General features: G+C 54.8%; 20 protein-coding genes. 5 read left to right on the top strand and 15 right to left on the bottom strand.

Going from position 1 to position 25,676, the window contains the following annotated elements; all coding sequences use genetic code 11:
• Nucleotides 1-7 precede the first annotated feature (7 nt).
• Nucleotides 8-733 (bottom strand): ABC transporter ATP-binding protein, encoded by a 726-nt coding sequence (locus tag BK816_RS08665; RefSeq protein ID WP_071164797.1) that lies wholly within the window; start codon nucleotides 731-733, stop codon nucleotides 8-10.
• A 276-nt stretch (nucleotides 734-1,009) separates the two neighbouring features.
• Nucleotides 1,010-2,431, bottom strand: a complete 1,422-nt coding sequence (locus BK816_RS08670) for a PTS transporter subunit EIIC (protein ID WP_071164798.1) — start codon at nucleotides 2,429-2,431, stop codon at nucleotides 1,010-1,012.
• 534 nt (nucleotides 2,432-2,965) lie between these two features.
• Here BK816_RS08670 and BK816_RS08675 point away from each other — a divergent pair.
• A complete protein-coding gene (locus tag BK816_RS08675; RefSeq protein ID WP_083379269.1) occupies nucleotides 2,966-4,840 on the top strand; it encodes an alanine/glycine:cation symporter family protein in 1,875 nt (624 codons plus the stop codon).
• Nucleotides 4,841-4,852: 12 nt separating this feature from the next.
• Nucleotides 4,853-6,268, top strand: coding sequence for an MFS transporter (locus tag BK816_RS08680; protein WP_156982030.1), 1,416 nt, complete (start codon nucleotides 4,853-4,855; stop codon nucleotides 6,266-6,268).
• Between the two features lie 109 nt (nucleotides 6,269-6,377).
• Here the strand turns inward: BK816_RS08680 and BK816_RS08685 are convergent, their stop codons facing one another.
• From BK816_RS08685 to BK816_RS08710, 6 genes are all read right to left on the bottom strand, one after another.
• The gene (locus BK816_RS08685) at nucleotides 6,378-7,766 is read right to left on the bottom strand and encodes an FAD-dependent oxidoreductase (protein ID WP_071164801.1); all 1,389 of its coding nucleotides are present in this window, start codon (nucleotides 7,764-7,766) and stop codon (nucleotides 6,378-6,380) included.
• Between the two features lie 235 nt (nucleotides 7,767-8,001).
• A complete protein-coding gene (locus BK816_RS09585) occupies nucleotides 8,002-9,339 on the bottom strand; it encodes an RNase H family protein (RefSeq protein ID WP_083379199.1) in 1,338 nt (445 codons plus the stop codon).
• A gap of 56 nt (nucleotides 9,340-9,395) precedes the next feature.
• Nucleotides 9,396-10,151, bottom strand: a complete 756-nt coding sequence (locus BK816_RS08695; RefSeq protein ID WP_071164802.1) for an HNH endonuclease family protein — start codon at nucleotides 10,149-10,151, stop codon at nucleotides 9,396-9,398.
• Nucleotides 10,152-10,370: 219 nt separating this feature from the next.
• Nucleotides 10,371-11,348: a trimeric intracellular cation channel family protein gene (locus BK816_RS08700; protein WP_071164803.1), complete on the bottom strand. Its 978-nt coding sequence runs from the start codon at nucleotides 11,346-11,348 to the stop codon at nucleotides 10,371-10,373.
• 47 nt (nucleotides 11,349-11,395) lie between these two features.
• Nucleotides 11,396-12,475 carry a VIT1/CCC1 transporter family protein gene (locus BK816_RS08705; RefSeq protein WP_071165037.1) on the bottom strand — a complete coding sequence of 360 codons (1,080 nt, stop codon included), beginning with the start codon at nucleotides 12,473-12,475 and terminating at the stop codon, nucleotides 11,396-11,398.
• A gap of 74 nt (nucleotides 12,476-12,549) precedes the next feature.
• On the bottom strand, nucleotides 12,550-12,903 hold the full coding sequence (locus BK816_RS08710) for a hypothetical protein (protein WP_071164804.1): 354 nt from the start codon (nucleotides 12,901-12,903) through the stop codon (nucleotides 12,550-12,552).
• 262 nt (nucleotides 12,904-13,165) lie between these two features.
• Here BK816_RS08710 and BK816_RS08715 point away from each other — a divergent pair, with 262 nt between their 5' ends.
• Together BK816_RS08715 and hrpA are read left to right on the top strand one after the other, a co-directional pair.
• Nucleotides 13,166-13,954 (top strand): alpha/beta hydrolase, encoded by a 789-nt coding sequence (locus tag BK816_RS08715; RefSeq protein ID WP_071164805.1) that lies wholly within the window; start codon nucleotides 13,166-13,168, stop codon nucleotides 13,952-13,954.
• Entirely contained in the window at nucleotides 13,951-18,621 is a 4,671-nt protein-coding gene (gene hrpA, locus BK816_RS08720; protein ID WP_083379201.1) for an ATP-dependent RNA helicase HrpA, read from the top strand. Before BK816_RS08715 ends, hrpA begins: the two co-directional genes overlap by 4 nt.
• Nucleotides 18,622-18,708: 87 nt before the next feature.
• Here hrpA and BK816_RS08725 read toward each other — a convergent pair whose 3' ends face one another.
• The 7 genes from BK816_RS08725 to BK816_RS08760 form a co-directional block, all read right to left on the bottom strand.
• Nucleotides 18,709-19,413, bottom strand: a complete 705-nt coding sequence (locus tag BK816_RS08725; protein ID WP_156982031.1) for a hypothetical protein — start codon at nucleotides 19,411-19,413, stop codon at nucleotides 18,709-18,711.
• A gap of 10 nt (nucleotides 19,414-19,423) precedes the next feature.
• The gene (locus BK816_RS08730) at nucleotides 19,424-20,752 is read right to left on the bottom strand and encodes a DUF4921 family protein (protein ID WP_071165039.1); all 1,329 of its coding nucleotides are present in this window, start codon (nucleotides 20,750-20,752) and stop codon (nucleotides 19,424-19,426) included.
• Nucleotides 20,753-20,940: 188 nt separating this feature from the next.
• Nucleotides 20,941-21,558: an Asp23/Gls24 family envelope stress response protein gene (locus BK816_RS08735; protein ID WP_071164807.1), complete on the bottom strand. Its 618-nt coding sequence runs from the start codon at nucleotides 21,556-21,558 to the stop codon at nucleotides 20,941-20,943.
• Complete coding sequence (locus BK816_RS08740) at nucleotides 21,555-22,142, bottom strand: hypothetical protein (protein WP_071164808.1); 588 nt, start codon at nucleotides 22,140-22,142, stop codon at nucleotides 21,555-21,557. Before BK816_RS08740 ends, BK816_RS08735 begins: the two co-directional genes overlap by 4 nt.
• The gene (locus BK816_RS08745) at nucleotides 22,139-22,582 is read right to left on the bottom strand and encodes a hypothetical protein (RefSeq protein ID WP_071164809.1); all 444 of its coding nucleotides are present in this window, start codon (nucleotides 22,580-22,582) and stop codon (nucleotides 22,139-22,141) included. Before BK816_RS08745 ends, BK816_RS08740 begins: the two co-directional genes overlap by 4 nt.
• A 198-nt stretch (nucleotides 22,583-22,780) precedes the next feature.
• Nucleotides 22,781-23,320, bottom strand: coding sequence for an Asp23/Gls24 family envelope stress response protein (locus BK816_RS08755; RefSeq protein ID WP_071164811.1), 540 nt, complete (start codon nucleotides 23,318-23,320; stop codon nucleotides 22,781-22,783).
• 45 nt (nucleotides 23,321-23,365) lie between these two features.
• The gene (locus BK816_RS08760) at nucleotides 23,366-24,268 is read right to left on the bottom strand and encodes an aldo/keto reductase (protein WP_083379202.1); all 903 of its coding nucleotides are present in this window, start codon (nucleotides 24,266-24,268) and stop codon (nucleotides 23,366-23,368) included.
• Nucleotides 24,269-24,550: 282 nt separating this feature from the next.
• Between BK816_RS08760 and BK816_RS08765 the strand changes: the two genes are divergently transcribed.
• Nucleotides 24,551-25,666 (top strand): oxidoreductase, encoded by a 1,116-nt coding sequence (locus BK816_RS08765; protein ID WP_071164812.1) that lies wholly within the window; start codon nucleotides 24,551-24,553, stop codon nucleotides 25,664-25,666.
• Nucleotides 25,667-25,676 lie beyond the last annotated feature (10 nt).

The raw sequence follows: 25,676 nt of genomic DNA on the forward strand, positions 1-25,676 counted from the left end.
TCTGCTCCTAGTTGTTAGCGTCGGTCAAGGCGAAGAAGGCGCCCTCGAGCGTGCTCTCACCGGTTTCACGGAGGTAATCGTCTAAGGTACCGTCAGCGATCAACCGACCTTGATGCATCAAAATGATCCGCTCGGCGTACTGGGTGGCTTCATCCAAGAAGTGGGTAGCGTAAAGAACGGTGGCTCCGCTTTGGGCGGCACCGTCAATCAGCCGCCAGAAGTCACGACGGGCATGAGGATCCATGCCGGCAGTCGGTTCATCTAACAACATCAACGGAGCAGGTTTCAACAGTGCCAACGCTAGCTTCAGACGTTGCTTCTGACCTCCAGAACACTTTCCCACCTTTTGCGAAAGGAAAGGCTTAACCCCGGTTTCTGCCACCACTTGGTCAACGAGGTCGCTGTGCCCAGCGAGGGCAGCAATGGAGCGAATGATTTCCTCTACCGTCCAGTGCAACAAAAGTCCACCGGTTTGGAGCAGGGAGGTAATCAGATCGCGCTTTTGCGCTTCGGCAGGGGTGGTACCGAAGATTTCCACCTTTCCCTCGTCAATCGTCATCAGATCGAGGATTAGATTAAAAAGGGTTGATTTCCCAGCACCGTTGGACCCGAGGAGCGCCACCTTTTGCCCAGCTGGGATTTCTAAGCTGAGGTGATTAACTGCGCGCAAGGGCCCGTTTTTGGTCCGAAAGACCTTAGTGGCGTTATCTACTTTCAAAGCTAAATTGTTCATGCTTCTAGTTTGCTAGAAACGCAAAGAAAATATAAGTCCCTTCTGTCATCACTTTTCTAGGAATTTTGCCTAAGGGTCTCCCTGACAAATGTCACGGTGGGAATCTGAAACTAGCTACCTGCACCCCACTACCTAGCAGCATCCCACTCCTCCCGAACAATACGAACCGGCCTAGTTTTCTAGAAGGCGACAAAAAGTTGAGGCCCTCCCCCGAAGGGAAGGGCCTCAACTGAAAGTTATCGCTAGTAACTCAACAGGTTACTAATCGGCAACTACTCACTTAGCGTTCTTGCCAGTGCGCTGTGCAGCGGTAGCCTGAGCTTCTGCGAATGCATCAGCGGTGTCATCGTCTTCGCGACCAGGGGTCTTGAAGTCGAACTTGACAATCATGAAGCGGAACAAGAAGTAGTAGATGACGGCGAAGATGAGACCAAGGATGATCAACATGATCGGGCCCTGGAACCAGCCGCCGGACTTGTCAGCCGACTTGCCTAGGTTGAGCAAGAAGTCGATCGCACCAGCGGAGAACGAGAAGGAGTCCTTCGCGCCCAAAGCGTTGGTGACAGCCAAAGCGGTACCGGTGAGAACAGCGTGTACAGCGTAGAGTGGGAAGGCTGCGTATGCGAATGCGAATTCTAGAGGTTCGGTAACACCGGTTAGGAAGGCGGTGAAACCAACGGAAACCATAAGAGCGGTGGTAGCAGCGCGCTTCGATTCCTTCGAAACATGTGCCATTGCCAAAGCAGCTGCTGGCAATGCGAACATCATGATTGGGAAGAAGCCGGAGGTGAAGTTACCGGTCCAAGCGGAGGTTTCTGGAGTACCGGAGAAGAAGCAGGTGAGGTCACCGTGTAGTTCCTTACCGGAAGCGTCGGTGCAGGTACCTAGCTGGAACCATGGGATGGAGTTCCAGAGGTGGTGCAAACCGAATGGGATCAAGAGACGGTTGATAACACCGTAGATGAAACCAACGAATGCCTTCGAAGCGGAGGAAGCGTCAGGTGCACCTGCGCTCATCAACCAACCACCGAGCTTGACGTTGATCAACCAGTTGAATGCTGGGTAGATGAAGCCCATAACGACACCAACGAGCATGGTGACGAAGGAGGTTACGATCGGCACGAAGCGGCGGCCACCGAAGAAGGCCAACCAATCCGGCAACTTGATGCGGTAGTACTTCTGCCATAGGAGAGCAGCGAGGATACCAACAATAATGCCGCCCAAAACACCGTAGTTAACTTCGGTGGCTGGGACGTCCTTCATCAAACCACAAAGACCAGCGACGCCTTCCTTAACGGAATCGCCTTCACAGAGGGCCTTGATGTCATCAGTTACGTCGATGTTCTTCTTCATGTCGAAGACGTAACCCGACATAACCTTTTCCATTGCCTGGAATACGAGGTAACCGAATACTGCAGCAACACCGGTCGAGCCATCGGACTTCTTAGCGAAGCCGACTGCGACACCAACGGCGAAGAGCATTGGAAGGTTACCGAATACGGCGCCACCAGCGGCTGCCATAACCTGTGCTACCGGATCCAAGAACGGCATGTACTTGGAAAGGCCATCAGCACCGAGAACGTCGGGCTGACCAATACGGAGCAGCAAACCAGCTGCTGGCAGGGTAGCGATAGGCAACATCAAGGAGCGACCGAGTCGCTGGGCAAGGGCGAATGCCTTGCTATCTTGTTTAGCCATTTTCTAAACTCCTGAGTCTAAAGTTTTTGATACAGCAGCTTTGCTGCACCAGGCTAGGTCCCTCCGGTAGGAACCTAGACAGTCCAAACAGTTGTCTGGACCACTAGAGAATAGTTTTAACGCAGGGATAGAAAATGTCAAGCAGACAACAGAGTTGAAGCCAAACTGTAACATTTGCGAGATCTTTCGTAATTTTTCTGCTCTACATCACGTCTAAACGTAAATTAGATTGAGATTCCAACGAATTTTTATTCTCATTCAGTTATTAAAGTTGTTTCCTAAACCACTTAAATTCGCAATACGTAAATCGTCCCGTTAAAGTTTTTAGGGCTTGAGACCCAAAAACCTATGGTCTAACCACTTGTGTTTATTAAATTTTTAGGGTTTCGCCTTTTGCCGTTTTTATGTGGTGGGATGAAGCTTGGAGGTTGCTGCCATGCGCAGCAGGGTTCAACTTTACATCCCTTCGTAACGGCCTGTAACTGTTGTATATCGAAGGAAATTATGTTTTTTTCGCCCCTGTTAGGCACTGCCATGCCGCGATTGAACCAGCTGGCTGGTTTGCAACCTGCGCAAACCTGGAGCGAGAAGGTTAATCAGGCTATCTCTAACGCTTTAGACCCTTTTGTTAACGCGCTTTCCAGCGTGGTCTTTTTTGCCCCTAAGATCGGTGACGTGGAAATCCCACTGATTGTGCTCTGGCTTTTGGCTGGCGGCATTTTCTTCACCGTTTACCTTTCTTTCCAGCAGCTACGCCCATCTGCCCACGCTCACTCGCGTCGTTTGGTTAAGGGCATGTTCTCGCGCCACACCGACCCGGGCGAAGTTACCAGTTTCCAGGCCTTGGCCACCGAGCTTTCCGGTACGGTCGGCCTCGGCAATATTGCTGGTGTGGCTGTCGCTATCACCCTTGGTGGCCCTGGCGCTACCTTGTGGATCATCATTGCTGGCCTAATTGGTATGGCTTTGAAGATGGCAGAAGCTACCCTCGGTGTGAAGTACCGTGAAGTGGCCGAGGACGGTACCACTTCCGGTGGTCCCATGTACTACCTACAAAACGGCTTGGCGGAGCAAGGTAAGCCCCTACTTGGCCGCATCCTCGCGATTTTCTTCGCTATCGCTACTGTTTTCGGCGTTACTGGTGCCGGCAACATGTTCCAGTCAAACCAGGCTGCTGCCCAGCTAGTTCACATTACCGGCGGAGAAAATGGTTTCCTCTACGGTCGTGAATGGCTAATCGGTGTAGTTTTCGCGATTGTGGCCGGCGTAGTAATCCTCGGTGGTATTCAGAAGATTGGTGCGGTTACCTCTAAGGTTGTCCCTTTCATGGCCGTCTTGTACTTGGTCATGTGCCTCTTCGTGATTATCCCAAACATTTCCCAGATTCCAGCCGCTTTTGAAGAAATCTTCGAGGGCGCTTTCACCGGTCATGGCATTGCCGGCGGCGTGCTAGGCGTCATGATTGTGGGTCTACGTCGTGCCGCTTTCTCCAACGCCGCTGGTGTTGGTACCGCTGCGATGGCTCACTCTGCCGTGAAGACCCGTCGTCCTGCGACCGAAGGTTTCGTGGCCATGTGGGAACCTTTCGTGGACTCGGTGCTGATTTGTACTTTGACCGCTTTGACCGTGATTATTTCCGGTGTTTGGCACAATGGTGAAAATGTGGAAGGCGTGCAGCTAACTGCATCGGCTCTTTCCACTGCCGTTTCTTGGTTCGACATTCCGCTGACCATTGCGGTTGCTCTCTTCGCTTTCTCCACCATGCTTTCGTACTCCTACTACGGCATGAAGGCCGTGGGCTACCTCTTCGGTGGATCCCGTAAGGCCGAGCAGACCTACAACATCATTTACTTGATTTTGATTGTGGTTGGTGCGGCTGCTTCCTTGGATACCATCATTAACTTCTCGGATGCCATGTTCTTCCTCATGTCGATTCCGAACCTGTTGGGTCTTTACTTCCTAGCTGGCGTTGTTAAGCGTGAAATCCTCGGTCACCGCGAAAAGGTTGACGCCGGCGTAATTTCCGAGGTTGAAGAACACGAAGCTACCGGCATCTTCTCGACTGGTCCAGATTCGGATCCAACTCACGTAGAGATTGCACATGCCGAAACTGTTGCTGCTTTCGAAGCAGCCGCAGAAGCCCGTTATGATGCGGAAAACGCCACTAACGACGCTTCCATTTCGGACGAGATTACTGCCGACCGAGTTGCCGAGGCCGAGGCCGCTGCGGCCATGGCTGTCGAGACTGCGGCGACTGCTCGTCAGATCGTGATCGAGGCTGATGACCACACTGGAATGCTTCCAGATCATGCCGAAGTTGACGCTTTGGTTAGTGGACATGCCACCGAGTCTTCGATCAATAGTGATAATGAAGACGATTCTGAAAGCGCATCAGAGCAGCAAAGCTGAAAAAATAGATAGGTGAAGTCCTATTTAGATTTGTATCGGATTCCCGGTACCTTTATGTTTTCGCTAGCTGGCTTTGTAGCCCGCTTCCCGATGTCATTCGTGGGTCTGGCGACAGTACTTTTACTGACCCAGACCCACGAGTCATACACGGCAGCTGGTCTAGTTAACGCTGCCGCGATCATAGGGTTCGCTTCTTTTGCCCCATTTTTGGCTCGTTTGGTTGAACAGTTTGGTCAGTCAACCATCATGCGACCTTCAATTGTTATTTCGGTGCTTTCTAACCTAGCACTGATTTATTTTGCTTTACATGTTGCCCCTGTTTGGTTATTAGCTATTTTTGCGGCTGTTGGTGGTGCCGCTTCGGGTTCGATCGGTGCGATGGTTCGCTCGCGTTGGTCGCATACTTTGCATGATCCGGAACAATTGCAGACGGCTTTCGCCCTCGAATCTGCCTTGGATGAAGTGGTTTTCATTTTTGGTCCGATCATTGCCACCACCGTTTCGGTACACCTCTTCCCTGCCGCCGGCTTACTTTTAGTTACCATTTTTTCGCTTTTTGGCGGCATGTGGTTCTTTAGCCTCAAGTCGACCCAACCGAAACCAACTGGCCGCTCTAAGGGTGGTTCGAACGGCACATCGCCGATGCGCGCCCCAGCTTTGTGGGCTATCGGCGCTGCCTTTATCGGTTCGGGTACGCTCTTTGGGGCGCTTGACGTGGCGATTGTGGAGTTTACTCGCTTGTTAGGTCACCCTGGCAGTGCTGGTTTACAGCTTGGCATTATGGCAGCGGGTTCCTTGTTGGGCGCCCTCGTTTATGGGGCACGCAAGTGGTCTTGGCCTTTATGGAAGCTTTATGTCACCGGCATGGCCTTGTTGTCTTTGGGCACCACCATGTTTATTTTTGCTTCCACTCAGGTGGTCATGGGTATTCTCATGTTTATTACCGGCATTGTGGTGGCCCCAACGATTACGAACGCCTACTCCTTGGTCGAACGGATTGTTCCTAAGACTCGCTTGACCGAGGGGCTTACTTGGATGAACACCTTCATGAACCTTGGCGTGGCTCTGGGCACTTCGCTGGGTGGTATGTTGATTGACCGTTACGGCTATCGTGGTGGTTTGGCTTTGGCAGCCCTGGCTTCTTGGGCCATGTTCTGGGTGGCTCTTTCCACCAGTTCGCTCATTCGCAATGCGGTCAACAAGGGGGCGGCAAAAGCCACTTTGCGTGGCACTTTGAAAGCACGCTTAGGCCGTCGGCGTAATAAGTCCAGTTGGACCACCGATCAGCAGCATGTCACCCCTTCGGGCGATGTTAAATGGGCCCTAACTCCTAGCGAATTAGAGGAAGAAGCTGGCGTGGTCATTCCTGGGGAAGACGTTCGCCGCGTCCCAACTGGCCGTATGGAGCAGCCGGAAAACAACGGTTAAATCGGCTTAAAACCTAATAAAGATAGTATTAAGCGCCGCCTCTGAGTCCCCGCACGGAAACAGAAACGGCGCTTAATCTTTGGTGTAACCTCGACTAGTTTAGCTTAAGTTACTTCGCAGCGGAAATTACCTCCGCGATTCCTTCAGTGGCACTTGGGTGCGTGTAGATTTCAGCGGCCAACTGGGTGGCAGTGATTTCGTAGCGCATTGCCAGGGCAACGAGGTTAATGACTTCGTGCGAGTTCGGCATGAGCAGCTGCGCACCAAGGATTTGGTCGCTATCTGCATCGATTACGAACTTGAGCAAACCAACTGGCTGCTGCACGATCTTGGCCCATGGCATGGTGGCCACAGCGGCGGTTGGCTTGGTGCCAACCTTGATGTTCTTGCCGGCTTCGCGTGCTTCCTTTTCGGTCATACCGACAGAAGCCAAAGGCACGGACAAGTAGATGGTGTTAGGTACAGCCTTGCGGTCTGCAGTGGAACGCTGGCCTTCACCGGTGAGCTGGTCGAGGACGATCCGGAAGTCGTCCAAGGAAATGTAGGTGAACTGTGGGCCACCGTTAACGTCACCAACGGCCCAAACACCGTCCACGTTGGTACGGAGGTGATCATCGACCTTGACGGCGCCACGTTCAGTGGTTTCAATGCCAGCGGCTTCTAGGTTTAGGTCGTCGATGGCTGGGCGGCGACCGGTAGCCGCAAGCACATAGTCTGCGGTGAAGGTTTCGGCCTGACCGTCGTTCTCGTAGTGAACGGTGATCTGGTCGTCGTCTTCGGTAACTTCGGTGATCTTGACGCCGGCAAAAGCCTTAACGCCAGAGCTCTGGAGTACCTCGACGGCGGCCTCGGCCACGTCATCATCGCTACGTCCGAAAAGCTTCGGAGCGGCTTCGAGCAGGAGTACCTCGGTGCCGAAAGTAGCGAAGAGGCTAGCGAACTCAGCACCGATGGGGCCACCACCGATTACTGCCAGCTTGGCTGGACGAGTTTCGAGCATCTGAGCTTCGGTGGAAGTGATTACGCGCTTGGCTTCCTTCAAACCTGGGATCGGCACTAGGGAGGAGACAGCCCCGGTGTTGATCACAATGTTTTCGGCGGAAAGTTCGAGGGTCTCGTTACCAGCAGAAACCTCAACGGTCTTAGGACCGGTGAACTTTGCCAAACCAGTAATCACAGTTACCTGTGGGTTGCTTTCTAGCATGTTGAGGTTGGCGGCACGCATCTTGTCAGTTAGCTTGCCACGGAAAGTGGTGGCGGCAGCGAACTGCTTGGCACCATCGACCTCGGCAGAAAGGTTGTCTGAAGCAGCGGCGAAGGTTTCAGCGCGGTGAACCAAAGCCTTGGTAGGAACACAACCAATGTTGATGCAGGTGCCACCGTACATCTGGTCGGAACGTTCTACCATTGCGACTTTGTGTCCAGCGTTAGCGTAAGCCCCAGCGAGGGTCTTACCAGCTTTACCGAAGCCAATAACGATCAGATCAAACTTTTCCACGGGATAACTCCTTCAAGGATGGGATTGTGGCGGTTTGCCACGGCTCAAATGCAGCACAATGCTGCCTACATTTGAGTAAACACGAACCCTTGCGGAATTATTCCCACCAGTTTTTTTGCTGGCCGAGGGCGGGGACGGGCTAGGCGAAAGCAACGGGGAAAACGGGCTGTTAGCTGGGACGCTAAGGGGTGAGAGTCGCGCTCGCTAACTTAGTCTGGCCGCCAGCTGCCAATACTTAGTCGGTGTGGCGTGGGGCGAGTTTGGTGCCTTGTGAGGCGAAGTTATCTCCTTCGGGGCCAATCGGGCCGGCGGCGGCAGCGGTTTCTGCTGCCGGGTATTTTTTCGCATTCTTGACTGCTTTGGCGCGAGTGGCGGCAGCTAGGTCAATGTCACAGACGGAGCAGAGTTGTAGCAGGTAGAGGAAAACGTCGGCGACTTCATCGCGGATCGCTTCGGCTCGCTCCCCTTCTTTGGCGAGGGCGGCAGCTTGGTCAGCCGGTAGCCACTGGAAGCATTCAGCTAGCTCCCCTACTTCACCCATCATGGCTAGCAGGATGGATTTGGGGTCTTGGAAGCGCTGCCAGTTTCGTTCAATCACGAACTCTTCCATTTCGCGGCGCAGTTGTTCCACTTCGGGCACGGTTTCTTCGTCTGTGGAAGAGCCCTGTGCCGGTGTGGTCTGGGCTTGGAATGCCCCGGGTTCGTTTGCGCTCGAATCTGGTGCGGGCGCGGTTTGGGCGGCAGCTGCGACGGGTTCGCTCGCAGGGGCGACTGAAGTAGTAGCTTCGGAGGGTTCGTTGCCGTTAGCTTTCTGTTCACCGTTTATGGGAGCATCGGTTGTTTCTCCCCAGCTGGTGGGGTCAGAAAAATCGAGGGCGTCTGCTTCCCATAGGGCGGCCTGCGGACTAGGCTCGCTAGTTGCTGTACGGTTCTGGTCTGCGGGAGCCTTGGCTGCTTTGGCTTCAGTTGCCGGAGCTTTTTCTTTCGCCACAGGAGCTGGTACCTCTGTGGCCGGAGCTGGCGCTTCTGTGGCGGGCACATTCCCACTTGGTTTTTCCGGCTTGGCGTCCCCATTTTTGCCGAGGGTCCAGCCTGGTCCCTCGTTGGGTTGACGCTTTTGCTGGTAGGCGGTTGCCGCATTGCGGGCTTTTTCATCCGCGAGTTCATTCAAGGGGTGACCAGCATGGCCTTTTACCCACTCAAATTCGACTTGCCGGTTTGCTAGAGCAGCATCAAGTGCCTGCATGATTTCCACATTTAGGACCGGTTTGCCGTCAGCTTTCTTCCAGCCTTTCTTTTTCCAGCCGAAGCGCCACTTGGTTAAAGAGTTAATCACGTACTGGGAATCGCACTGGATAAGTAGTGGTTCACCAGCTAGTCCGGCCTCGGCTGTGGCCTGCAAAAGTTCAAGGACTGCGGTGAGTTCCCCTTGATTATTGGTGCCATTTGGCCACCCTCCGGCAGCCCAACAGGACTCGTTAACCACCCAGGCCCAACCGGCGGGACCAGGATTTGAAAGGGCAGATCCATCAGCAGCAGCAATAATCGTCATACCCATAAGGGTAACTGCCATGCGCCTATTCGGCAGGTAACGGCTTAGCTTGGATCAGAACTTTTCGCCGCGCGCGTTTATTCGGCAGGTAGTTGTGCTGCCTCGGTAGGTAAGGCTTTGCCGGGGCAAGCTTTAAGCACCTGCAACCATGACTGTTTTTCTGCCTTGGTGGCATTTAGTCCCCATTTGCTTTTCACGGCGATCTGGCGGAGCACATAGTCGCAGTGAAAGGCTTGGTTAGGTGGCAGCCACAAGTTTGCAGGAGCCGACCCCTTATCCTGGTTTGCTTGTCCCGAAACGGCTAGCAAGTTCAAAGGATCATTGGCAAAGCGTTGTCGTTTAGGTAGTTCCCAGCGCCACGCGCCTGAGCGCCAAGCATCCCCTAGCGCCACCACATGGTCAATTTGGATCAAGTCCGAGGTTTTCGGGCCACGCTGGAACTGCCAGATTTCCCCAGTATAAGGTTCGGCCAACACCCCGCTGGCGACCTTACAGTTTCCGCGGGCAAACTTTACTTGACCGAGGTCGCGCGCCAGCACATCATTTCTGGTGTCACACCCATTGTGGTTTTCGTCCGCCCACGCTTTTCCGAACACTTCCCGACGATAAGGTCCAGCTTCTCGGTCATTTTGCCGCACCTCAATCCGTTCGAAGGCTTCGGCCACTTCCTGGGTGAGTTCTGCGGGCGCAGTCGCCCTCGGCCAACCAAAATCGCTACTCCCCCAAAAAGCGGCCAGTTTAGGACCAAGCAGGTTCCAAAGGAAAAAGACCAGCAGTCCCAGTACCAGCGCGGCAGTGAGGTAGTTTCGCCACTTTGGCAATCGCGGTTGCATAAGTTAAGTCTGCTCAGATTCTGGTTCAGGGGTTGATTTTAAAAGTTCAGGTTGGGGATAAACTCGGAAGTTAGTTTCCAACCGGCCGAGGCTAACTTCTTGCCAGGCAAGAACAGCTTCTGGCCGGGTAGGAACAACTTCTGGCCGGGCAAGAACAGCTTCTGGCTGGGTAGGAACAACTTCCAGTACGGGTAGCCTCTTACATTCCCCCAGTCCTACTCAGGCTTGCCGAGCGTCATCTCCTGGCTTCACGCCCTCGGTTCCTTCGACTCCCTCAGTATGCTCGGCCAAAGAATGGCTGGCCGCTTCAGTCGCCGCCTGGGTGGCTGCCTCGGTGGCTGCTTCCACGGCAGCTTCTACCGCCTCAGTGGCCGCTTCAGTCGCCGCTTGGGTCGCTGCTTCGGTGGCGGCAGCCGAGGCCGCTTCGGTAGCTGCTTCAGTCGCAGCGGCAACAGCCTGTTCAACCGCCCGTTCAATGGTCATGGCACGTTGACGCTTCAACATGCGCTTAAGCTGCGTGCCCGAAACCTTAATGGTCAAGGCTTCCGCATCCGGCAAAGTCCACTTCCGCCAGTGCGCCAAAATCACAATGGAAAAACCAACCAACAGGGACGCCAACATGCCTAGTCGCTGTTCGTCCCAATACCAGAAGCCAAGGGTGGTCAAAGAGGCGGCTGCAGCTGGGGTGGCGTACAAGTAGTTACCCCCGAAAACCATCGGAATGTTACCTGCCGAAATGTCACGAATCATGCCACCGCCAATAGCGGTCAACATTCCCATCATTAGGGCTGGCATGGGACCGAAGCCAAGATTCATGGTTTTAATGACGCCGGTGGCCGCCCAAACGCCGAGAACCACGCCGTCAGCGACGATCACGAAGCGTACCGCCCACTTGGAGCCAAGGCGGAACAGGAGCGCGGTCAGAGCCCCGGCCATCGCAATGTAAAGGTAGTACTTGTCGGTGAGGGCGAAAGGCGGGCCAGCTTGCAGCATGACGTCACGAATGATGCCGCCGCCCATCCCACTGAGGATGGCCAAAACGAGGAAGCCGACCGCATCGAAGCGTTTTTGTCTCGCGAGACGTCCACCGATAATGCCGTTTAGAAACACACCGGTGAGGTCGATGTATCGAAACATGCTCTCTAGGGTGATGTTGATGTTATCGGCACCCCAGCCTGCTGCCCAAATGCTTCCCAAACCTGCTCCTCAAATTGCTTAGAAAGTCTGTCAAAATCGTGGGTCTTTTAAACCCCGGTAGTTCCAAACGCTAACCCTAACAGATAGGTGACACCTGCGGCGGCCAGACCGATTAATAACTGGCGAATCCCACGCCAAAGTGGTGGCTGTCCCGATAAGATGCCGACGATCGAACCGGTAAAGAACAACACTGCACTGACCACAATGGCAGCCATAACCACGCCCACCATGCCGGTCAGTCCAAAGAGGAAAGGCAGCAGGGGAACGAGGGCGCCCATTGCGAAGAAACAGAACGAGGACGCCGCGGCCCCAACCGCGGATCCCACTTCTTCGAAACCGTCATAGTCGGCCCCGAACTGACTCTGGGTTTGTTGCTGGTTGCGCGCATCCTGTAAGGAAGCCAACTGCTCATCCGCTTTTTCTTGCGCTTCTTCGGCGCTTAAGCCCCGAGCTCGATAAACCAAGGCCAGTTCGTTAACGTTCACGTCTAACTGCGGCAAAACCAGTTCCGCTTCCGGATCTGGGGCCGAAGCTTCCAACAGCTCGCGCTGTGATTTCACCGAAATGAACTCGCCGGCAGCCATCGACATAGCCCCAGCTAGCAAGCCCGAAACACCAGCCAAAATCACCATAGAAGGATCGGCTCCAGCCGCGGCCACACCCAAAATCAAAGCTAGGTTAGAAACTAGCCCGTCATTCATACCAAAGACGGCAGCGCGGAACAATCCCGATAGCTGTGCTCGACCTTTAGCGGCCAGAGCCCGCACCACTTCCCCATGGACATGCTCGTCGGCGGCCATCTGAGCCGGAACGTCCTCGTCAATGTCATAACTGGAACGCTGTTCGGTGCGCTGCATCATGGCTAGCACGAAGATGGAACCGAAAGTCAAAGCGAGGGTCGAAAGAATGCGTGAACCGAGCGGAACTCGCGGTTCGGGTACTGCCTTCTCGCCCAAAAGCTCTAGCCAGTAGGATTCGTGGCGACCTTCAGCCACCACCAACTGTTCAAGGATTTCGCGTTCTTCCCCGGTACGTTTGCGTGCCAACGCGCGGTAAGTGTCCGCTTCGTGGCGTTCTTCTGCCAAGTAACGACGCCAACGACGCACTTGTTCCTTGGTAGGTTCCACCGAGTTTTCGCCTGCTAGCGTCTTCTCCTGGTTCCCCGGTTTTGGCTGACCAAACTGCTCCGAGGAGGACACGTTTACCACCAGGTGCGCTTGTTAGCTTTAGGGGTTTTGGTAGTGCCGTCGGCCTCTACCACTTCTTCGATTTCAACGTCGATGTACTCAGCTTTATTAGTTGGCTGCTGATTTGGTGAAACCCCGAAAAGACGGGACTTTACGGCCTCGGCCATCGAATCGGTGATGGCTTCGCCTTGGCGGCGCACGGCCTCGGAAACATTCTGAGCAGCCTTATCGAGGGGCTTAGAAACCACTGGATGTTGGCGAATATTTCCGGCCACGTTCTTAATCTGTTCGTAGCGTTCCCGCCCGGCTTTACTGCCGAGGACGTAACCCACCCCCGCAGCCAGCAAAAGGCCAAGTTTTCGTGCCATTACAGCCTCCCAAGAATCGAAGCGGAACAAAAGATACTGCCCACAACTTTAACATTATTCTGAACCCGTTACCGCACTTGCCTCTAACCGAATGTGAACCGACAGACACTCGGTTAGGAAATGAGCATGTCTTCGACCCCCACCTCGGCAAAGTGCAAGAACTTGCAAGAATATTTCTGAATTTATCCAAATATTTATCCAAAAACTAAGTTAAGGGCGAAAGACCTAGAATTTTCGTTATTTATTCTTTAAGGTTTAAGACGTGACTGAAGTAGAAATCACTACCCCAAGAGGCGTCCGTCTTTCTGCGACCTTGACCGAACCGGTCGATGCACGCGGGGCGGTCGTCGTTTTCGCGCACTCATTTTTAGGTGACCGACATTCGGGTGGTCGATTCGACAAGCTGGCTGGTGCCTACCGGGCCGCCGGCTATTCCACGTTACGTTTTGACTTTTCTGGGTGCGGCCTTTCCGACGATGATTCGGTAACGATCGCACACCAGGTGGAAGATCTGCGCTCGGTTTGTGCCTGGTTGGCTGATCGCGGCTACCAGCGTCAGGTCTTGCACGCGCATTCTTTCGGTGCGGTTACCGCCTTGCGGGCCCGCCCCCCACAGGTCAACACCATGGTCTTGACTTCGCCCATCACCGGCCCGATGCTCTTTGACTGGTCGCAGATTTTCTCGCCCGAACAGTTAGATGAACTCGAAAAGCACGGTGCTACTCGCATCCCTGATGATTCGGATGGTCCGCGTGAATGGTTCGTGATTACTCGCGAAACTCTAGCTGACTTGTCACTAAATGACCCGGTGGACCTCCTGTCTGAGCTCCCCTACCCGGTGCTGATTGTCTTTGACGCGGACGATGTGGAACTCGATATCGTGTCGCAAGCACAAGAGAACTTCGCGATCATGCCTGATGGTTCTCGAATCCACGTGGCGCACGAATGCTATTTCAGCGATTTAGAGCAAACAGATACTCTGATTGAACTCTCCACTCGCTGGGCCACGAACAAGGTACCAGCCCGGATTGGAAAGCCGGCAGCCTCATGAGGCGTGCCGAGGGCGGAACTGGTCGGGGCGGCCGACGCCCTCGGGGAGAAAAACTTTTACGTCGAACTTTTACTCCCGAACAAGTTGCGGCACGTGCGGCCTCGGTTCCAAAGTTAACCTATCCTAGCCAGCTGCCGGTTTCGGCTGCGCGCGAGGAAATCAAACAAGCGATCGACCAGCATCAAGTGGTGATCGTTTCGGGTGAAACCGGTTCTGGTAAAACCACCCAGCTGCCCAAAATTTGTTTGGAATTAGGTCGCGGCACCAAAGCCATGATCGGCCACACCCAGCCAAGGCGTTTGGCTGCTCGCGCAGTGGCCACCCGCATTGCCGACGAATTGGGCACCAATCTGGGTGAATTGGTGGGCTACCAGGTGCGTTTTACCGACCAAGTCAGTGACCGCACCTTGGTCAAGCTAATGACTGACGGTATTTTGCTGGCCGAAATTCAGGGCGACCCGCTGTTGCAGCGCTACGACACCATCATTGTCGACGAGGCACATGAGCGTTCCCTCAATATCGACTTCCTGCTTGGTTATCTTTCGCGTCTGCTGCCGATGCGCCCAGATCTGAAGGTGATTATCACTTCGGCGACCATCGACGCGGAACGTTTTGCTGAACATTTTGCTTCCCCTCAGGGTGAGCCTGCCCCGATTATTACGGTTTCGGGTCGCACCTACCCCGTCGAAATTCGTTACCGTCCCCTCGTTCCTGACCAGCTGACAGCCGAGGGCGACCATCCGGCTAGCACTACCCCCGCAGGATCCAAATCTGGCGGTGGTGACCATGGCCAGAAGAAGTCCGGCGGCGTCAAGGTGGAGGCAGAAGCCGACCTGATCGGTGCCATTGTAGATGCTTGTGACGAGCTGATGGACGAGGGCGAAGGCGACATCCTGGTCTTCTTGCCGGGTGAGCGCGATATTCGCGATACGGATCAGGCTCTGGCCGACCATTTGGGCGACCGTTATGTGGATCCGAAGGCGCCAGCCAGAAAGAACGTGCCCGCTCGGGCAGTGGAAGTGCTACCGCTTTATGCCCGCCTTTCGGCCGCCGAACAGCAACTGGTTTTTGCCCCGCACACTCGTCGTCGCATCGTACTGTCGACTAACGTGGCCGAAACTTCGCTGACGGTTCCTTCGATTCGTTATGTGGTCGATCCGGGTTTGGCCCGTATTTCTCGCTATTCCACCCGCACGAAAGTGCAGCGCCTGCCGATTGAAGCCATCAGTCAGGCTTCGGCAAACCAGCGTTCGGGTCGTTGTGGCCGCGTGGCTGACGGCATTGCCATTCGCCTGTATTCGCAAGAAGATTTTGAGGCGCGACCCGAGTTTACCGAACCGGAAATCTTGCGTACCTCCCTTGCCTCGGTCATTTTGCAAATGTCATCACTGGGCTTGGGCAAGATTGAAGATTTTCCTTTCGTGCAACCACCGGATGGTCGTTCCATCCGTTCGGGTGTGAACTCGCTCCTCGAAATTGGGGCGCTGGTAGATGATGGTCGTGGCGGCCAAAAACTCACCAAGATTGGTCGTACCCTCGCTCGCCTACCGATTGACCCACGCTTGGGTCGCATGTTGCTCGAGGGCGCCAAAACTGGTTGTGCCACTGAAGTTGGCGTGATTGTGGCCGCCCTGTCCATCCAGGATGTGCGTGAGCGGCCCATCGATCATCAGGGCAGTGCCGATGAGCTTCATGCCCGTTTTATTGACCCGAAGTCGGACTTCATCACCTACCTGAATCTGTGGCGTTATGTCCGCACCCTTTCGCGTGACCTGTCGGGCTCGGCGTTCCGTCGCACCGTGAAATCGGAGTTCTTGCACTATTTGCGCATTCGCGAATGGCAAGACATTTACGCGCAGTTGCGCCAATTGGCCAAGCCCCTGGGGATTCATTTAGGTTCACTGGAATTGCCTACCCCTCGCCAGATTTCTCACGAGGCCCAGGAGGGTGGGATCCAAAATGCCACCGCCCGCGCCTGTGTGGCGTTGACGGCCTCGGCCACCACGGTGGATGCGGATGCGATTCATCAAGCCTTGCTGGTTGGTTTGCTTTCCAATCTTGGTTCGTGGGCGGAAAAGCAGAAGGATTACGAGGGCGCCCGCGGGGTCCACTTCACCATCTGGCCCGGTTCGGGTCTGGCGAAGGGACGTTTTGACTGGGTGATGGCCGCCGAACTGGTGGAAACTTCCCGCCTATTCGCCCGCACGGTCGGGGTGGTTAAGCCCGAGTGGATTGAGGCCGCCGGCTCCCATCTGCTGCGTCGCGTCTATGCGGAACCGTTCTGGTCACGCCGTGGTGGCGCAGCCATGGTGCACGAAAAAGTCATGCTTTACGGATTGACCGTGGTGGCGGACCGCCAGGTGCCATTAGGCAAGCTGGGGCAACAGTCTTTTGGCACAATCACGGCTCGTGGTTTGGCCCGCGAAATGTTCATTCACCATGCCCTGGCCGAGGGCGACTGGTCGTGCCACCACAAGTTCTGGCGTCACAACCAAGAAGTGCTCACCGAGATTGAGCAGATTGCCTCCCGGGTGCGAAACCCAGCGCTAGTGCCTGACGCCCTGACTTTGGCGCAATTCTACGAGGATCGGATTCCCCCGCAGGTCACTTCTGCCGCGCATTTCAACCGCTGGTGGAAGGATGCGCAGCGCGAAGATCCTCACCAGTTGGACTTGTCCATTGACGACTTGTTGCCGCCAGATTTTAACTCGAAGGACTTCCCCGACTATTGGGTGACTGGCGACTTGCAATTGCCGGTGACCTACCAGCATCGTCCTGGACGTGCCGCCGATGGCATGACCATTAAGGTGCCGTTGGCGGTGCTACCCACTTTGCGTCCTGAAGAGTTCGAGTGGCTTGTCCCGGGCATGCGCGCTGACTTGGTCACCGAGACCATCCGTGCCCTGCCTAAACCGATTCGCCGCCAGTTGGTGCCAGCTCCACAGTTCGCGGAGAAAATGTTGCCCTTGTTGGCGAAAGTTCGTGCCGGTGAGCCTTTGCTGGCCGAGGGCGCCCTCGGCGAAAAAAGCAAAAACGAACAGTCAGCCGGCAACTCGTCGGCGGCCGCGAACGCGGGAAATGCGGCCAGTAGCGGCAATGAGGAGTCGGCTCTGGAAATGAGCTTGGCTCGCCTCGCTAACTGGGCGGGCACCAAGGTTACTAGCCAAGGCGAAAATGCTACCAGTGCGGCCACCGCAGCTGAGCCAAAGAAGGCAGCGCCAGCCGAAAAGTCTGTTGAGCCAGAGGGGGCGGCAAAGGGCACTGGGGTTAAACCCGAACCACGTTTTGCGCAGGCCTTCCGCCGGGTCGTCTCCCACCTGGTGGGCGCTCACATTTCGAAGGATGATTGGGCGCTAGTCGAGCGCAAACTCCCCGATTATGTTCGCCCGCGATTTAGCGTGGTTGCCTCCGATGGACGCATCTTGGGAACTGGGCCAGAGTTGACCGTCCTGCAAAAACAGTTCGCGAAAGATAGTTCGCAGGCTGTCTCCTCTGTGGTCAAGGATGCTTTGGCGCAAGCGATGGCCGAGGCCAAAGCTCGCCAAGCAGGCTCGGGCCAGCAAAGCGCGAAGGGTGCCCAAGCGGGGAAGGGGGCCAAAGGCACTTCGGGTCGGGCCGCTAAGGGCGAGGCGCCCTCGGCCAGCCAGAACGGAAAACCGGCAGCTAAAGGTAGTAAGCGAACCGATCCGGCCACGCAGCTAGCGGGTTTGCCGGCCGATTGGCAGACCCAAACTAACCTGTCGACTTGGCCGCAGCTTGCCTCTTCCAGCACCCAGATTCCGCCGATTATTGAATCGGTGGGCCCAGCCGGAGTCAAGGTGCGCGGCTATGTGGGTTTGGCCCCGAATCAGCCACTTGCCCAAAATGGAACCGTGCGCTTTGCGGTGGCGGCAGATCCGGCAACGCGGGACCGCGACCAGGTCTTGGCGGTTAGTGTCCTGGCGGCTTCGGCTCTGGCTTTGTCGTCGACGCGTATTTCTACCCGCTGGTCGAGTGCCGAAACGGTGGCGCTTTCGACTGCGAAGTACGCCAATGGCACCGAGCTCACCAACGCTTTGCAGTTTGCCGCAGCTCGTTCCTTAGTGGCCGAGTGGGCGCAGGTGGTAACAGGAGTTCCTGGGGCAGGTTCACAGGTGCGTTCTCAGGAGGCCTTCGAGGCGTTAGTTGCCGCCATTAAGCCGCATTTCGAGGATCGAGTCTTTGAAATCGCCCAGGCGGCAGCACAGGCTTTGAGCCAGTCCCATGAACTTTCACGGGATTTGCGGGAAATTCGCTCGCTGCATTTGGCGCAGGTAGCCGCCGAGATTAAGGAGCATCAGCAAGAGCTGGTGGGTCCTGGTTTTATCTTGCGTCATTCGTATAGTCAGTTGCCGCATCTAGCTCGCTATTTGGCTGCTGACCGAGGGCGACTTGCCGCTGCTCGCACCGATCTGAAACGCGATGAACGGCTCGCTTGGGAGCTTGCTACCGCCAGCGATTTGGTTGCTCACGCCCGGGAAGAAGCTAACGCGTTACCCGCTGGTTTAGAACGGGCCGAGGCGCTCTCTCGGGTTAAGCATGCCCAAGAACTGCTGGAAGAATTCCGAGTGCAACTATTCGCTCAAACCCTGGGGACTGCGCAAAAAACCAGTCTCAAGCGCATCCGGGCAGCCCTATCGGGCAACTAACCGAGGCCGTGTCACCGGAAACCCAAACGCTTCCCCGCCCAGGAACCAAGCGCCTCCCCTATCGGGTAACTTACCGAGGCCCAGCGTTTAGTCTTGGTATTTGGCTGGCAGGTTAAGGAAATTACTGGCAGCAAAGACGTGGTAAATCACCAGTGGGAGGAAAGCGAAAGCTATCCCATAAATCGGGACAAAGTGGGCGCTACAAGCAATAGTTTCACTGCCACAAATCGCCCGATCTAGCGGCAAAGCTGCTAGGACAAGCAAACCAAACACTAGCGCCGGAACCCACAAGGCCACCATTTCGCGTTGCTTCATCCGCCACAGGAATAGCACGAAAACCACGAGCGACAACAGGTATCCCAAAACCGCAAAATAGATCCATGTTTCGAACTGCTTCAGGGTTTGGGGCACAAAGGAGAGCAATGACCACTCAGCCAGTAGCAGCACGATCATGCTCAGGTTAACTTTGAACGCAAAAATCTGGTTGGGAGTCGGATAGGGCTTGGGACGTAGCAAGGCGGGTAACCAGGCTGGGACTCGCCCTCGGCCAGCTAACAAGGGAACGCCCGGGATCGGCCAGCAGAACAGTAAAAGGTGAGCCAAAGCGGCATAAACCCAAGTAACGCCAAGGAAAATGCTCAAGAGCGTGGCCGACAGTAGTGGCAGCACCACGATTCTTAGCACGCTGAAGCTTTTCGGCCACCACGTCGGTAGATCCGTTCGCCAGCTATAGGTCACCATGACCAGATAACTGGCCAAAATCAACGCATACGCCAACCAATACGCGAACATTTTCGTCCTTTTAGCCCAACATTTCTGGGGTTACTTTACATTCCTTGCCGATCCGCATTGGGGCAATAAGTGGCAGATTGGGGTCGCGCTGTTCTTCTGGCTTTTCGCTGTTTTCTCGCAATTCCAGAAGTTTTTCGGTGACACGGTCACGGATTACCCATGGGTCGAGAGTGTTCAGGTAGATGCGGGTCCCGCCCTCGAAGCCAGCCAAGGTCGAAATCCGCCATTTGAGGAGGATGCGCCAACGCATATTGACCTTGCCTGACTGGGATGGTGGGCAGTGGTACCACTCTTCGTTACAAGGCACCTCCACCCCAGTGGCGGCGTGCATTGCTTGGAGCAGGTCAGAAACACCTCGCACTTGTTCTGGGGTGCATTCCCAAGGGGTGGCAGCTTGGCCTAGTGGCCATACTGCGACCGAGGGGAAACGATGTCCGAAACCGGCCAGAGCTACCGCATGGTCGTTTTGAGCCAAGACCAAGCCGCGGGAGGCTGTGTAAGCCAAGATTTGGCTGTAAATCTGTGGGTTCTTGCGCAAGCGGGATAGTTCGGCCTCGATTTGCACGGGGCGTTCGTCAATGGCCACTAGTTGCTTGTGCAGATGGTCAAAAGAAGCACCAGCTGGGCGCAACCAGTTTTGGAAGGCTGCGACATAACGGACATCCTTGTGGAGCCCATAGAGCTGTTTCATCGACTCAATGGTGAAGCGAATGAACTGTTCGTGTTCGTTAGGAGTAAGAGTGCCAGCGCCAGCGAGCTGGCTGTCATCCGTGGCACCGTCCACGAAGTGTCGGCGGCCGATAATCAGGTCGTGTCCCCCGCAGAAGAACCCATAGGCGGCGCGTAGCAGTTCTGGTTCGCTGATTTGTTCGAGGTCGGCCTCGCTCGAACCGGAAGCTTTGAGCTTATTGCGGACGATTGACAGAATATGGTCGTAGCCTCCCGGAGTGGCAAGGTATTCGGCCATGGCGCGACGTTGCTCTTCTGAAGGTTCCAGACCATGGCCAAGATGCCAGTAGTTGTAGGAGACGATTTCAAATAGGTTAGGGACGCGGCGGAAATCTGCCACCGTCTTGCCTAGGTCTTGGGGAAGCTGTCCGGGAAGGGTTCGCCAAGAGACATCTCCGTGCACGTTGACGTCACGCACTACTCGGGCTTTTTCTGGCGGGGTTTCAAGCATGCGCCCACTACAGAAGGCACAGGCAGTTTTTTCTGCGCCGTCCTCGATAGGCTGTGGGATGCGATCTGGCACGGTTAGGGGCCGGTGACCTCGACCAGGGATGGTCCAAACCTGGGTGCCGGTTAGCGGATTGACTTGTTTGACGGTTCCATCGGGCATCCGCACAATCACATCATTGTCGATAGTGGGGCCGCTTTGGGCGTTCTTCTTCACGGTATTTTCCTTGTGGGGGTGGGCGTCAAGCTCGGTTGCTTGACTGCACTTCACAACACTCACAGATTACCGCCCGTCCATTGCTTTGGCAGGATACCAAGCCGTGAACGGGCGGTTTAATCTGGTGGTGAACTCTATTTCACGCGAGGAGCGTTCGATACCGTCTGGGTAATCGCACTTCCTGGTGAAACGTGGACGAGTACCGGCATAGTGTGCCCGAGCATGCCATCTAGTTTGGTAACTAGCGCATCGATCGGTGCTTTCACTTCGGTCGGGTCCACACCGGGAGCCAGCTTCACACGGAGGTAGAGGCTGTTATTGCCCTTAACCTTCCAGGTGCTGACGTTCACCCCGGTAATCGTATTGATTTCTTCTAGCTGGTCACGCACGAACTGGCTGGTGAACTTGGTGGTCAAGTTAATGTCACCAGGGTTCTCCTTGTCGCCCTTCACTCGCAATGCTTCGTAGGTGCGTCCGCCGGACTGGGCAAAGATAGTGACCAGGGCGAGGACGAATACCAAGAGGCCGACAGCCAACACGATCCAGGTAATCCAAGAGGTGTTGTAATCAGGGATCTTGGTGTCTGCTAAAACCTTGCGTAGTTCGTTGAAGACCTCAGGGGCGTACTGGTTCCACCAGTCAGCCACGATTGGGACTACTTGAACGGCGAATAGTACTACCCCGAGCGCTACCAATAGTAGGCCGGAAAGACCAGCGACTAGACGGTTCCAAAAACGGGGGTAATGCCTCATTCTGGTGCACCTCCAGTCTGTACCTCTACTACTGGGCGTAGATCGGTGGTTAGTTTCTGGCTGCTTAGGAAGCTAACCAGTTCATTTTGTAGCGCAGTTTTGTCAACGATTCGTCCAGCATGTGGGGAAACGGTGACAGTTACAGTCTTACGATCTACGCTGGTGATTACTTGCCCCTGTCCGAGGCCAGCAAACTGACGCAGATGCGAAGAGACTGCGGCAGCGAGGACGCGGTCGTCAATGATCCAAGTGACTCGATCGGAGTCGACTTGGTGACGGTTAAGCGAACCAGCTGCAAGTGCTTTGATCAGCAGAATTAAACCCAAAATGAACAAGCCGAGGCCGACTAGTGCCAGCCATGGCAAAGCCACCCGTGACGGCAGGTCACGGACGAACTCCAACATTTGCAAGGGTGAAGCCAACAAGGGACCGTAACCCAGCATGCTCATGACTAGTTCTACGAGTAGGTAGCCAGAGATCACTGCCACGACAAAACCGACGATTCCGGCGGTCCATGCACGAGACGAGTGGGTTGCGCGGCGCGCCAAGTACTTGATGTAAAGCTTGGAATTGCTTTGGCTCATTCGACGCGCCTCCTTTCAGGTTCAGACTGCGCACTGGTGTTGCTTGAATCCGAGGAGAAAAGTCCCCAGGCGTTACGGAAAGAAGAACCGCTATTGTTGGCGGGTGCGTCTTCCGGATTTGGGTAGTAGATCGACATGATGTTGAGTTCTACGACCCCTACCTTGGCCCCCAACAGTTCGGTCAAGTGATCACGCAGGTTCGAACGAGCAGTCTGCAAAGCAGCAATTACGTTCGTGCCGGGATCTTCTAACCAAGTGTTAGGGACAGCGGTTTTCAAGCTGACAGTCAACGGGGTTTCGTCACGGTTACAAGACACGTTGATCGCGGCCATTGGCACCCCAAGGTGCTGGGCGGCAGCACCTTTGATGGTGGCATGTACCGCGCGGGTGGAGACATTCGTGTGGCCCGGCAAACGCCGGGCTTCACGGGATTCAGTCATTGTCTCAGTCCGACGTGGTCTTTGTGTTTCCCGTCAACGCGTTGAACGCTGCACGGAAGTCGAGACTACCCTCCAGCTGCCGCCCAGCTAGGTAGCCGACCGCGGCGAGCAGAGCGACCAGGAGTACCCCCCAGCCGAAGCAAAGGATTAGCACCCCGGTAACAGCCCCGATTAGAGCCCAAAGATACGACGGTTTCATCATTTAACTCGAGGCTCCTCTGGCTTTTCTTCCTTCTTAGGTTCTGCTGGCTTTTCTTCTTCGACTGGTTCTTCGCCTGGGACGTGAACGTCGGTGACGTCGATGTTAACTTCGACGACCTCTAGACCAACAATGTTTTCAACTGCACCGAGGACGGTCTTGCGGACGTCTTCAGCAACTTCGTGAATTGGGTGTGGGTATTCGACGATCAAGCTGAGGTCGATAGCGGCCTGCTTGGAGCCAACCTCAACGGAAACACCCTGGGTGATGTTCTTGGAAGCGCCGAATGCTTCACGAGCAGCGCCGAGGGCGCGGGAGAAGCCGCCACCAACAGCGTAAACGCCCTTAACTTCAGCCAATGCTAGGCCAGCGACCTTAGCAACAACGGCATCAGCAATGGTGGTGGTGCCGCGTTCAGCGACATCCTTCTTGACGTCAGCCTTTGCAGGCAGGTTTTCGTTTGCCATGTTTGTCTCCTTTGGATTTGTTTCAATATTCTTGGCAACAGTCTTGGGTGATGGGGTCTTAGCGTTAGCCATTTGAACCTCCTAAATAGTGATTTACAGTTCTATTCTCAGCAGTTGCTATCTACCGAGGAAGTCTACTTTGTCTGGATGATCGCCATAGCGACCTGCTTCGCCTTTATCCAGTTGGTCGATTGCGGCCATGGCTTCTGCCGGCATTTCAATCGTCAAGCAGTGCGCATTTTCAGCCAAGCGTGCGACCTTTGAAGTCTTGGGGAAAATCACGTCACCGCGAGCGAGCGCCCAGCCCAAAACTAGGTCAGTTGGGGCAATCTCAAATCGTTGCGATAGCTCTTCAACTACTGGGTCCTTTAAGACCGTGGCACGAGCAAGTGGAGCCCATGCTTCAACCACGATTTCCTTGGATTGGCAGAACTGACGCAACTCGTTGTTAGCGAAGTATGGGTGTGCCTGAATCTGATTAGCATGTGGCACGAAACCGGTGGCATCAATAATTCGTTCCAAGTGGTGAATTTCGAAGTTGGAAACGCCGATGGCTTTTGATTTTTCGGTTTCATAGATCCGATCAATCATGGTTTGCCAAGTTAGGTCATAGCGACCGTCGTAAAGCTTAGGAACTGGCCAGTGGATCAAGAATAGATCAACATAATCGAGGCCAAGGTCTTTTAGGGACTGGTCAAAAGAGCGCACGACCTCGGCAGGTTCATGAAAGTCGTTATTAAGCTTGGTAGTAATGAACAGATCTTCACGTTTTACTAAACCAGCTTTAATCGCCTCATTCAAGGCCTTACCCACAGCTGCTTCATTATGGTAGAGCTGAGCGGTATCAAAGTGACGATAACCCATTTCTACGGCGGCCGAAACAATCGGAACGGCATCTTCTGGGCTCAATTGGTAGGTCCCAACCCCAAGCTGTGGGATTATGTTTCCATTGTGCAAAGTTAAAGACGGGATGTCATCTAAAGATGCTTCCCGTTGGACGTTGGTCAGGTCACAAGCCATATCAAAACTCTAACGGTTTTTACTTAATACCGCTATCTCAAAGCATGACGTTAGGCCTACTTTCGCCCTGCGCCAATTTATTGCCTGATTTCGGCAATAAAGGGAATAAAACCGTCAACCATTTTTGTTAATTGGCCATCCGAGGAAAGCCCCTGTCGCTAACGCGGTCTATCCTTCCGTCAATTTACTTGCCCAGATCGGCACATTTTAAGCTGATATTTAGCGTGGGTCCTCTTGCTCGGATTGACCTAGTTTTCGTTCACGACTTGGCATAATAGAAATATGAGCAAACTCTTCTCCCCACTGACTTTAAACCTTTCCGAAAAGCAGCAGACAACTGTTCGCAATCGCCTAATCATGCCGCCGATGTGCATGTATAGCGCCGATTCTGAGGGTCCGCGAGTAGGACTTCCTAACCCTTTCCACCTCGAACATTACGGGGTACGCGCGACCTCGGTTGGGCAAGTGGTAGTAGAAGCCACTGGTATTCGTCCTGATGGCCGTATTTCTCCGCAGTGCTTGTGCGTCAGTGAGGATACTCGTCCCGAGGATTTTGCTCCTTTGGCCACCGCGATTAAAGAAAAAGGGGCCTTGGCTGGCATCCAGTTGAACCACGCCGGACCGAAAGCAAGCGAGTTAGTTGCCTCGCCGCGCATCTCCCCCGATAGCCTTTCGACCTCGGAAATTAGCGAACTGGTGGCTACTTGGGGGCACGCAGCCAAACTGATGGCCGAAGCCGGTTTCGATTTTGTGCAAGTCCACAGCGCCCACGGCTACCTGCTGCACAGTTTCCTTTCGCCTTACACCAATCACCGCACTGATGAATACGGTGGCATGCTAGAAAATCGCGCCCGGTTTGTCCTGCAAGTATTGGCCGAGGTCGGTCGCTACTTGCCGGTCGCCGTCCGTTTTTCGGGCACTGACTGGTTGGGCGAAGATGGCCTCGAAATTGCTGAAGTGGAGTATGTGGCCCAGTGGGCTCAAGCTTTAGGCGTTCACCAAATCAGCATGTCAACGGGCGGGATTGCTCCTGATGCTTCTGCGATTCCCGTTGGACCCGGCTACCAGGTGTTTGCGGCCCGCCAGGTTCGAGCAGCGATGGACAGCATGATCCTGCCAGTCCACGACCTAATCACTGACGAGGTGCTGGAGCAACGCTGGAATCAGACTAGCGAAGACGATGAGAGTGCCTGGCGGGATTATTGCGCGAAAGTTAGTGCCGTTGGGATTATCCTCAATGGCGTTCAGGCGGAAAGCATTTTGGCAACTGGGGCTGCGGATCTGATCGAGGTCGGTCGTCCGCTCCTAGCAAACCCGTACCTCGGTTTTAAATGGCAGGCAGAACTGGGCGAAGAGGTCGAACTGCCTCGGCAATATCGCCGCGCAGTGATTGTTTAGTCTGCTTGCG

Source organism: Boudabousia tangfeifanii (genome assembly GCF_001856685.1).
GTDB lineage: Bacteria > Actinomycetota > Actinomycetes > Actinomycetales > Actinomycetaceae > Boudabousia > Boudabousia tangfeifanii.

Excerpts from the sequence above, each read along its gene's own strand:
- BK816_RS08710 (WP_071164804.1), bottom strand. The coding sequence starts at position 12,903 with ATGGCACGAAAACTTGGCCTTTTGCTGGCTGCGGGGGTGGGTTACGTC.
- BK816_RS09585 (WP_083379199.1), bottom strand. The coding sequence starts at position 9,339 with ATGGCAGTTACCCTTATGGGTATGACGATTATTGCTGCTGCTGATGGA.
- BK816_RS08665 (WP_071164797.1), bottom strand. The coding sequence starts at position 733 with ATGAACAATTTAGCTTTGAAAGTAGATAACGCCACTAAGGTCTTTCGG.
- BK816_RS08755 (WP_071164811.1), bottom strand. The coding sequence starts at position 23,320 with ATGGCTAACGCTAAGACCCCATCACCCAAGACTGTTGCCAAGAATATT.
- BK816_RS08765 (WP_071164812.1), top strand. The coding sequence starts at position 24,551 with ATGAGCAAACTCTTCTCCCCACTGACTTTAAACCTTTCCGAAAAGCAG.
- BK816_RS08745 (WP_071164809.1), bottom strand. The coding sequence starts at position 22,582 with ATGACTGAATCCCGTGAAGCCCGGCGTTTGCCGGGCCACACGAATGTC.
- BK816_RS08675 (WP_083379269.1), top strand. The coding sequence starts at position 2,966 with ATGCCGCGATTGAACCAGCTGGCTGGTTTGCAACCTGCGCAAACCTGG.
- BK816_RS08735 (WP_071164807.1), bottom strand. The coding sequence starts at position 21,558 with ATGAGGCATTACCCCCGTTTTTGGAACCGTCTAGTCGCTGGTCTTTCC.
- BK816_RS08760 (WP_083379202.1), bottom strand. The coding sequence starts at position 24,268 with ATGGCTTGTGACCTGACCAACGTCCAACGGGAAGCATCTTTAGATGAC.
- BK816_RS08740 (WP_071164808.1), bottom strand. The coding sequence starts at position 22,142 with ATGAGCCAAAGCAATTCCAAGCTTTACATCAAGTACTTGGCGCGCCGC.
- hrpA (WP_083379201.1), top strand. The coding sequence starts at position 13,951 with ATGAGGCGTGCCGAGGGCGGAACTGGTCGGGGCGGCCGACGCCCTCGG.
- BK816_RS08725 (WP_156982031.1), bottom strand. The coding sequence starts at position 19,413 with ATGTTCGCGTATTGGTTGGCGTATGCGTTGATTTTGGCCAGTTATCTG.
- BK816_RS08695 (WP_071164802.1), bottom strand. The coding sequence starts at position 10,151 with ATGCAACCGCGATTGCCAAAGTGGCGAAACTACCTCACTGCCGCGCTG.
- BK816_RS08670 (WP_071164798.1), bottom strand. The coding sequence starts at position 2,431 with ATGGCTAAACAAGATAGCAAGGCATTCGCCCTTGCCCAGCGACTCGGT.
- BK816_RS08730 (WP_071165039.1), bottom strand. The coding sequence starts at position 20,752 with ATGCCCGATGGAACCGTCAAACAAGTCAATCCGCTAACCGGCACCCAG.